Origin of the sequence: Gemmatimonas sp., assembly GCF_044345575.1 — a bacterium.
GTDB lineage: Bacteria > Gemmatimonadota > Gemmatimonadetes > Gemmatimonadales > Gemmatimonadaceae > Gemmatimonas.
Genome location: NZ_JBIJAW010000147.1, coordinates 1 through 8,088, shown reverse-complemented (window position 1 = coordinate 8,088; position 8,088 = coordinate 1). Strand labels below are relative to the sequence as shown.

The following is an 8,088-nucleotide window of genomic DNA, read 5'->3' as shown; positions in this document are numbered from 1 at the left end:
TGAGCTCCCTGAAGGGCCGGAGGAGACGACTCCGTCGATAGGCGGCACGTGGAAGCGTCGCGAGACGTTCCGAGCGCAGCCGTCCTAATCGCCCGTGCGGCTTGACTCCCCCAGGCTTCGGCCTGGACATCAAGTATCACCGCAAAGCACACGTATCGTCAGCGCGGCCAACCCCGAAAGGGTGGCCCGCGCCCACATGATCACTTCCCAACTGTCTGTCGAATGGCGACTCCACACCGAGTCCCCCCATTCGCTGGCGACTAGAGCGTCAGGGCCACACCCGTTCCCATCCCGAACACGGTCGTTAAGCCTGATAGCGCCGATGGTACTCCGGGCGAGAGCTCGCGGGAGAGTAGGCCGTCGCCGGCACCCTTTGAATCCCCCGTCACTGTTCGCAGTGGCGGGGGGTTCGTCTTTTGTGTAGGCTTCACCCGCTTCCCCCCACTCATCGCCCCCGTCGCATGACCCGAGCAGGTATCGTCACCGTCGCTGGTTTCCCCAACGCCGGCAAATCCACCCTGCTCAATCGCCTCGTCGGTGAAAAGCTCGCCATCACCTCGAGCAAGCCGCAGAGCACGCGCCATCGCATCGTCGGCCTTCGCACCGAGGGAGAGGCGCAGATGGTCATCCTCGATACCCCCGGGCTGCTCGAGCCCAAGGACACGCTCCACAGCGCCATGCGCAATGCCGCGCTCACCGCGGTGCGCGACGCGGATGTCCTCGTGCATGTCGTCGATGCCACGGGACGCATTCCCGAGTCGTTCCAGAGCGCCGCGCAACTCGAGCACGCACCACGCGCCCGCGTCGTCCTCGCCCTCAACAAGGCCGACCTCCTCACCCCGGGACAGCGAGAAGACCTCGCGTCGCGATACCCCGACGCCGTGTTCATCGCGGCCGCGACGGGTGAGGGCATCGAGGCGCTCGTCGAGGCTGTCACCGTACACCTCCCGGTTAGTCCGTACCTCTATCCCGACGATGACATCTCCACGCAACCGGTGCGGTTTTTCTGCGCGGAGTTCGTGCGCGAGACCGCGCTCGAGCAGCTTGGCGATGAGCTTCCCCACGCGCTCGCCTGCGAGATCGATGAGTTCCGCGAAGGCTCGTCACCGCTGTACATTCGTGCGGTGCTGCACGTCGAACGCGAAAGCCAGAAACGCATCGTGATTGGAGCCAACGGCCAACAGATCAAGAAACTCGGCAAGACCGCTCGCGAAAAGATCGAGCGCTTCGTCGGGCAGCCCGTTTATCTCGATCTGTGGGTGAAGGTTCTCCCCAACTGGCGCAAGAACCGCAGCGCCGTGTTGCGGCTCGGTTACGGCGATCCCAATACGCGTCCGTAATGCGCGTTCGCCTGTCGCTGCGGTCCGGACGTCGTTTACGCGGAGGGGGAGAGTCAGAGCGGCGCGTTGCGCCCGGGCTCTGCCGCCTGTTGGCGTTCGGCGCCTGTATCGCCGGCCTGGTGACACCGCGCGCCCTCGCGGCGCAGAATGGTGGCCTCTTTCTCCTCGTGCCATTCGGGGCCCGCGCAGCCGGTCAGGGAGATGCCGTGGTGGCCGACACCACCCTCGGCACGGAAGCCATCTGGTGGAATGCCGCAGCGCTGTCGCGCCTTCCCAAGCGGGAACTCGCGATTCACCACTCGCAAACGGTGATCGCGAGTAGCGATATGCTCACGTTCGCCGTGCCGTCCAAGGTGCTGGGGACCCTCGCGGCGTCAGCGTACCTGGTGAACTACGGGGATCAGCAGGCGACCGACTCCCAGACCGGCACGCCCATCGGCACCATCACCAATCGCAACTACCAGCTCGCGCTGTCATACGCGACACCGGTAGGCTCGCGGTTCGCCGCCGGCCTGACCTACAAGTTCGTCATGCTGCGTTTCCAGTGCAGCGGCATCTGCGGCGCGATTCCCGTGATCAGTGGTTCCACGAGCGCGCTCGACATCGGCGCGCAGTACGTGCTGCCCACCACGGTGCCGGTCACCGTGGCGGCGTCGGTGCGCAATCTCGGGCCAGCGTTGCAGGTGAAGGACGCTGAGCAGGCTGACCCACTTCCGCGCATCATCCAGATCGGTGCCCGCACGCGCGTGCCGGTCAGGGCGCTCACGGCGGCCAAGGCGTCGCTCGAGGTGTCGGCCGACCTTCTGCGTGCGTCGGCGATCGGAGGGACGGCCGGCGGCGTGGGGCTGTCCCTGGGGTACCGGGAGCAGGCGTATGTCCGTGCGGGGTACAAGGTCCAGCAAGGGCAGGGAGCGGGTCCCTCCGTGGGCGTGGGGCTGCAGCGCGGCGGATTCGGGGTGGACATCGCCCGTCGCTTTGATGCTCTCTCGTCTCAACTCGGGGAGCCGCCCACGTACGTGTCTATCCGGGCCCGGTTCTGATGGGCGCTTGGGGGACTGACAGCCGTGGGGCGGTAACAGGCCGGCGGCGACGGGGGGCGATCGTGGCGTGGGTCGCCCTCGGTGTGTGCCGGGCGTCCGCGCTGTCGGCACAGGAGGTACCGAATGTGGTCGTCGCCGCGGCCGCTCACCCGGCTCCCGTTGCGTTGTCCCGTGGCTCGGCGTCGACGAGCGCGACTACGACGGGTGACGCGCCTCTCAGGCTGCTCACGGTCCCTCCGAAGGCGCCGGCGCCCTGGTGGGCCCCCGTTGCGTCGGGGATCGCACCAGGAGCCGGCCAGTTCGCCCTGCGGCAGCAGCGGAGCGTGGCCTATGCGGTCGCCGAAGCGTTTCTCCTGGTGCAATACGTGGCCGCCCAGCGTGATGGCAACCGTGAGCGGGCCGCGTATCGCGACTTGGCGCTGAGTGTGGCGCGCAAAACGTTCGGCGGGACGGCGCTCGGCACGTGGGAGTACTACGAACGGCTCGAACAGTACCTCGAGAGCGGGGCCTATGATCGTATTCCCGGCGGGGCGCTCGAGCCAGAAACCGACCCGACGACGTACAATGGCGCCCGTTGGCAGCTGGCGCGGGAAACGTTCTGGCGTGACCCGAACGTGGCACCGGCCGCGAACAGCGCGGAGTATCAGCGCGCGCTCGCCTTCTACCAGCGGTCGGCCGTGACGGATGCCTTCCGGTGGAGCTGGCGTGATGCACAGCTGCAGCAGGACGTGTACATCCAGACCATTCGCAGCGCCAATCGTAGCTACCAGCGCGCCGTGAACCTGCTGGGCGTCGTGGCCGTGAATCATCTCGCAAGCCTGATCGACGCGTACGTGAGCGTGCGGGTCCGTCGGTACGGCGGCGTTCGGGTCGGGAACTATGCGCTCGACGGCGTGCACGTGGGATATACGCCGCCCACATCTGGGCTTGCGCGCGCCCCCGTGGGATGGCAGACCGGGCTGCGCTTCACGACGCCCTGAGTCCACGTCGGCCACGCCGTTACACCGCTGGCCCACCGTGACGGGGGGCTGCCGTGACATGCGGGCGGGGCGCACAGTGTGACGGGGCGCACAGCGTGCCGAATGGCGGGACATGATCGTCTGGGGGGTGAGCGGGTCTCCCGGTATCGCCCCTTTGGGGGCGGCTTCCGGGGCTGCCCCCGTGGCCATCACGACCGGGCGCCGCTACCCCTCCTCTGTCGATCCTCATGACCTTCGCCCTCAACGATCAGAGCGCCATGCATCTGACGTCGCGCGCCGATGCGCCGGCGTGGATAGCGTCGTGGTGGGAGGGCTTCGCTGGCGAGTGTGCGCGCACGGCCGATCCTCGCGAGGTCATGGAGTCGGCGCTCAAGGCGCGGCCGCGGCTGATCGTGATCGACGCCTGCGGGACCGGTGAGTGGACGAGGAGCGCCCTCGAAACATGCCGGCGTCTCAAGCGCGATGCGTACACCGGCATCATCCCGGTATTCATGATCGTGCCACCGACGCTCTTTGCCGACGCGTTCTCGGCCGGCGCCGACGAAGTGGTGCGGGATTCGGTGGAGCCGGTGGAAGCGCTCGCACGCCTCGGTGCGATGCTTCGCCGCAGCGATCGCGATACCGACGTGCACCCGTCAACCCGCTTGCCCGGTGCCAGGGAGATCGAGGCAGAACTCGAACGTCGTGTGCAACGCGGCGAGAAGTTCGCGGCGTGTTATGCCGACCTCGACCATTTCAAGGAGTTCAATGATCGCTACGGCTATCATCACGGCGATCAGGTCATCCGGCTCGTAGCCCGCATTCTCCACGACGTGGTGAAAGGGCTCTGTCCTGAGGACGGGTTCGTCGGCCACATCGGCGGTGACGATTTCCTGTGCACCATTCCCTTGGTCGCCGTACCCAGGGTGTGCGATGAAATCATCCACGTATTCGACGAATTGATCCCGCTGCAGTATTCCGAGCAGGACCGTCGCGTGGGATATTTCTTCGGCAAGGACCGCCGAGGCCAATTGCACCGTGTGCCGCTCATGACGCTATCGGTGGGGGTGGTCACCAATCAGCGGCGTCACTTTACACGTGGCATCGAGGTCAGCGAGTTGGCGACGGAAATGAAGAGCTATGCAAAGACGCTTCCCGGTTCTGTCTGGGCCGTGGATCGTCGTCGGGACGATTGTGCGCCGACGTCGGTGAGCGGTTCCGAACTGGTGCGTGAACGAGGCGACAAGCGTACGGCAGGAGGGTTGTGATGACGGTGTCGTGTCCGGAGTGCCGCTCGGTGTTCCGCGTGGATCCCGCCAAGGTGCCGGCTACCGGTGTCCGGGCGCGTTGCTCGGTCTGCGGAGGCGTCATTGCCATCGCGGGTGGCACCCTTCCGGTGTCCGTCACCCCGATGGGGGCGCCCGCGTTTCCTGGCGGAGTGTCCCGTGCGACGCCGGCCCCCGTGCCTGTCCGTGCGCCCACGCCCGTGCGCATGCCGACGCCGATCCGTTCGGCAACCCCGACGGCCACGTCCATGGCGGTGCCCGTATCGTTTCCCACGGCGGGTCGCGCACCGACTCCGGTAACGGCGTCCGTCGTTCCTGGCGGTCCGACCCCACCGTCTACCGTGGTGACACCCACACCGGCGTCCACTCTGCCGACCGTCGCGAGCGCCCCCCCGTCGGTGGCCCGCCCGCCGATCAATCCCTTCCTGCGGGCCGATCCGTCCCAGCGCGCCCGCCGTTTGGCACGGGCGCTCGTCTCCGACATCGTGGCGTACCACCCGCAGAAGCGTGAGGACGGCTTGCGTGATGGCACCCTGCGGCAGCGCTTTCGCGAGGACATCAAGAAGAGCTATGAAGAATACGTCGAGCAGGTGGGGCGGGAGCTCGCCGAGTCTGCGCCGCATTTTCAGGATGCGCTCAACGACATTCTGGCGGGTGGCCGTCGGCTCTTCTGAGTCGACCGCCCGCACCGTTCGGCTCCGTCACTGTTCCGCTGCCCCTTGATCGCATAGCTTTCGAATATTCGAAGGCAGGTCACGCAGCAGGCACATCTCGGGCCGCTTTCCCCTGCGGAAGGCGGCTCGTGTCGTACATGGAGAATCGATGCAGGACGGCGAACGGTTGAAGGTGCTCGCGCGGTCGGACGAGCGGCTCGCGGACATGCGGAGGTATCTTTGACGTCGAGTCGAAGCGCTCGACGCTGAATGCCTACGAAGAGGAGATGGCCGACGCGGCCTTCTGGAACGACCAGGAGCATGCGCGCGACATCGTCCAGCAGGTAAAGGTGCTGAAGGGTTGGGTCGAGCCCATGGACTCCCTGACCTCCCGCATCGCCGGCGCGCGTGAACTCGACGACCTGCTGCAGCTCGAGCCCGACGAGGGGATGAATCGCGACCTCGATCTCGAGGTGGAGCGCATCGTCTCGGAACTCGATGCCTTCGAACTCAAGTCGCTGTTGCGCGGCAAGGATGACTTCCGTGACGCGCAGGTGGAAATCAGCGCGGGCGCCGGTGGCACCGAAGCGCAGGATTGGGCGAGCATGCTGCTGCGCCTGTACACTCGCTGGGCCGAGCGGAAGGGGTTCGAGCTTGAAATGCTCGATCTGTCCGAGGGCGAAGAAGCGGGCATCAAGGGCGCCGTGCTCGAGATCAAGGGGCAGTACGCCTATGGCTTCCTGCGTCCCGAATCGGGCGTGCACCGTCTCGTGCGTATCTCGCCCTTCGACTCGCAGGCGCGCCGGCACACGAGCTTCGCGTCGGTGTTCGTGTATCCCGTGGTGAACGAGGAGATCAACATCGAGATCCGCGAGGAAGACCTGCGTATCGACGTGTATCGCGCCTCTGGCGCGGGCGGTCAGCACGTGAACAAGACGTCGTCGGCGGTGCGCATCACGCACTTGCCCACGGGCATCGTGTGCGCCTCGCAGCAGGAGCGGTCGCAGTTCAAGAACAAGGCGACCGCGATGAAGCAGCTCAAGAATCGTCTGTACCAGCTCGAGGCGGAGAAGCAGGCGGCCGTGAAGGCGGCCTTCGACGCCAACAAGCAGGACGTGACCTTCGGCAGCCAGATCCGCAGCTACGTCTTCCAGCCCTACACGATGGTCAACGACCACCGCACCGAACTCAAGATCGCCGACGTGCAGAAGGTGATGGACGGCGACATCGATCCGTTCATCCAGGCGTATCTCAAGCAGGAAAGCGAAAGCAGCGCGCAGGGAGGCGTGTCATGAGTGACGGAAACATGACCAACGATGGCGAGGCGGCCGAGCAGGGTGCCCCCGCCGATCAGAAGCAGGAACTCAACTTCCTGATGCAGGCGCGTCGCGAAAAACTCGAGCGCCTGCGCGCCGCCGGTGTTGAACCGTTCGGCTACTCGTACGACCGCACACACACGGCCAGTGAGGCGGTCGCCGCGCTCGGCAGTTCGGAGGAAGGCCCCGAAGTGTCAGTGGCAGGGCGCCTCGTTTCGTGGCGCAGCCAGGGGAAAACGGCATTTGCGCATCTCGCCGACATGGACGGTCGCGTGCAGCTCTACTTCCGCAAGGACGAGATCGGCGAGGCGCTCTTCGCGCAGCTGGGCGAATACGATCTCGGCGACTGGGTGGGCGTGCGCGGCACCATGATGCGGACGCGCACCGGTGAAGCCACCGTGAAGGTCGCGCACGCCGAATTGCTTTCCAAGTCGCTGCGGCCGTTGCCGCTGGGCAAGGAGCAGATCGTCGACGGCAAGCTGGTGCGCTATTCGGCGTTCAGCGATACGGAGCAGCGGGCGCGTCAGCGCTACGCCGACCTCGCCGTGCATCCCGAGGTGCGCGCGCTGTTCCGCGCGCGCAGCGTGCTCACGCGCACCATTCGCTCGCATCTCGACGGGCTCGGCTACCTCGAGGTGGAGACGCCGGTGCTGCAGCCGCTGTACGGTGGCGCGGCCGCGCGCCCGTTCATCACGCATCACAACACGCTCGACATGCCGCTGTATCTGCGCATCGCCGACGAGTTGTATCTCAAGCGCCTCATCGTGGGCGGCTTCGAGCGTGTCTACGAAATCGGCCACGACTTCCGCAACGAGGGTATCGACCGGACGCACAATCCGGAGTTCACGATGCTCGAGTTCTACGAGTCGTTTGCCGACTACACCACGATGATGGCGCGCGTGGAGTCGTTGCTGGTGGCGGCGGCCGAGGCGGTGCGGGCCATCCCGATCGTCGGTGAGAAGGTGCCGCAGCTGGTCACGCCGTTCCCGCGCATCGAGTGGGTGCCGAGCCTGTCCAAAGCAGCCGGTGCCGACGTGATGGCGATCAGCGACGCGGAGCTGCGCACGCTGGCCGAGCGCATCGGCGTGCAGAAGGTGGGCTCGCTGAGCCGTCCCAAGGTGCTCGACGAGATGTTCCAGGAGCTCGTGGAGTCGAGGATCGATACGCCCACCTTCGTGGTGGATTATCCCAAGGAGCTCTCGCCGTTGGCGAAGCCCAAGCGCGGGGGACCCGAAGGGATCACCGAGCGCTTCGAACTCTTCGCGCGTGGCAAGGAACTGGCGAACGCGTTTTCCGAGCTCAACGACCCCATCGATCAGCGCGAGCGCTTCGAGGCGCAGGCGGCGTTGCGTGCGGCCGGCGACGACGAGGCGAGCGGCGTGGACGAGGATTATCTGCGCGCGATGGAGTACGGCATGCCCCCCACGGGTGGCGTGGGCATCGGCATCGATCGCCTGTTCATGTATCTCACGGACACGCAGAACATCCGCGACG

7 protein-coding genes, 2 rRNA genes and 1 pseudogene are annotated in these 8,088 nt (G+C 66.2%); all 10 read left to right on the top strand.

Annotation, left to right across the window (positions count from 1 at the left end; translation table 11 throughout):
• A 23S ribosomal RNA gene (locus tag ACIQ6O_RS09910) occupies nt 1–109 on the top strand; the annotation flags it as partial.
• Nucleotides 110–252: 143 nt separating this feature from the next.
• Nucleotides 253–369, top strand: a 5S ribosomal RNA gene (rrf, locus tag ACIQ6O_RS09905).
• 92 nt (nt 370–461) lie between these two features.
• On the top strand, nt 462–1,340 hold the full coding sequence (gene era / locus ACIQ6O_RS09900; protein WP_396207623.1) for a GTPase Era: 879 nt from the start codon (nt 462–464) through the stop codon (nt 1,338–1,340).
• Nucleotides 1,341–1,459: 119 nt separating this feature from the next.
• Nucleotides 1,460–2,380 carry a PorV/PorQ family protein gene (locus ACIQ6O_RS09895; RefSeq protein ID WP_396207622.1) on the top strand — a complete coding sequence of 307 codons (921 nt, stop codon included), beginning with the start codon at nt 1,460–1,462 and terminating at the stop codon, nt 2,378–2,380.
• Nucleotides 2,381–2,442: 62 nt separating this feature from the next.
• Nucleotides 2,443–3,360: a hypothetical protein gene (locus ACIQ6O_RS09890; protein WP_396207621.1), complete on the top strand. Its 918-nt coding sequence runs from the start codon at nt 2,443–2,445 to the stop codon at nt 3,358–3,360.
• Nucleotides 3,361–3,587: 227 nt separating this feature from the next.
• The gene (locus tag ACIQ6O_RS09885) at nt 3,588–4,607 is read left to right on the top strand and encodes a GGDEF domain-containing protein (protein ID WP_396207620.1); all 1,020 of its coding nucleotides are present in this window, start codon (nt 3,588–3,590) and stop codon (nt 4,605–4,607) included.
• Nucleotides 4,607–4,699 (top strand): annotated as a pseudogene (locus ACIQ6O_RS09880) (zinc-ribbon domain-containing protein); the annotation flags it as partial. The gene ACIQ6O_RS09885 and the pseudogene ACIQ6O_RS09880, both read left to right, overlap by 1 nt.
• A gap of 324 nt (nt 4,700–5,023) precedes the next feature.
• Nucleotides 5,024–5,299 (top strand): hypothetical protein, encoded by a 276-nt coding sequence (locus ACIQ6O_RS09875; RefSeq protein ID WP_396207625.1) that lies wholly within the window; start codon nt 5,024–5,026, stop codon nt 5,297–5,299.
• Nucleotides 5,300–5,447: 148 nt separating this feature from the next.
• Nucleotides 5,448–6,573, top strand: a protein-coding gene (gene prfB, locus ACIQ6O_RS09870; protein ID WP_396207619.1) for a peptide chain release factor 2 whose coding sequence is annotated in 2 segments (ribosomal slippage) — nt 5,448–5,510 and nt 5,512–6,573 — 1,125 coding nt in all. Because the reading frame shifts where the segments join, the coding sequence is not laid out codon by codon here.
• Between the two features lie 11 nt (nt 6,574–6,584).
• Nucleotides 6,585–8,088, top strand: a 1,504-nt coding sequence (gene lysS / locus ACIQ6O_RS09865; protein WP_396207624.1) for a lysine--tRNA ligase, incomplete at its 3' end; no start/stop codon positions are given.

What these genes read in the sequence shown, in the direction of transcription:
- era (WP_396207623.1), top strand. Translation starts at nt 462, where the DNA reads ATGACCCGAGCAGGTATCGTCACCGTCGCTGGTTTCCCCAACGCCGGC.
- ACIQ6O_RS09885 (WP_396207620.1), top strand. Translation starts at nt 3,588, where the DNA reads ATGACCTTCGCCCTCAACGATCAGAGCGCCATGCATCTGACGTCGCGC.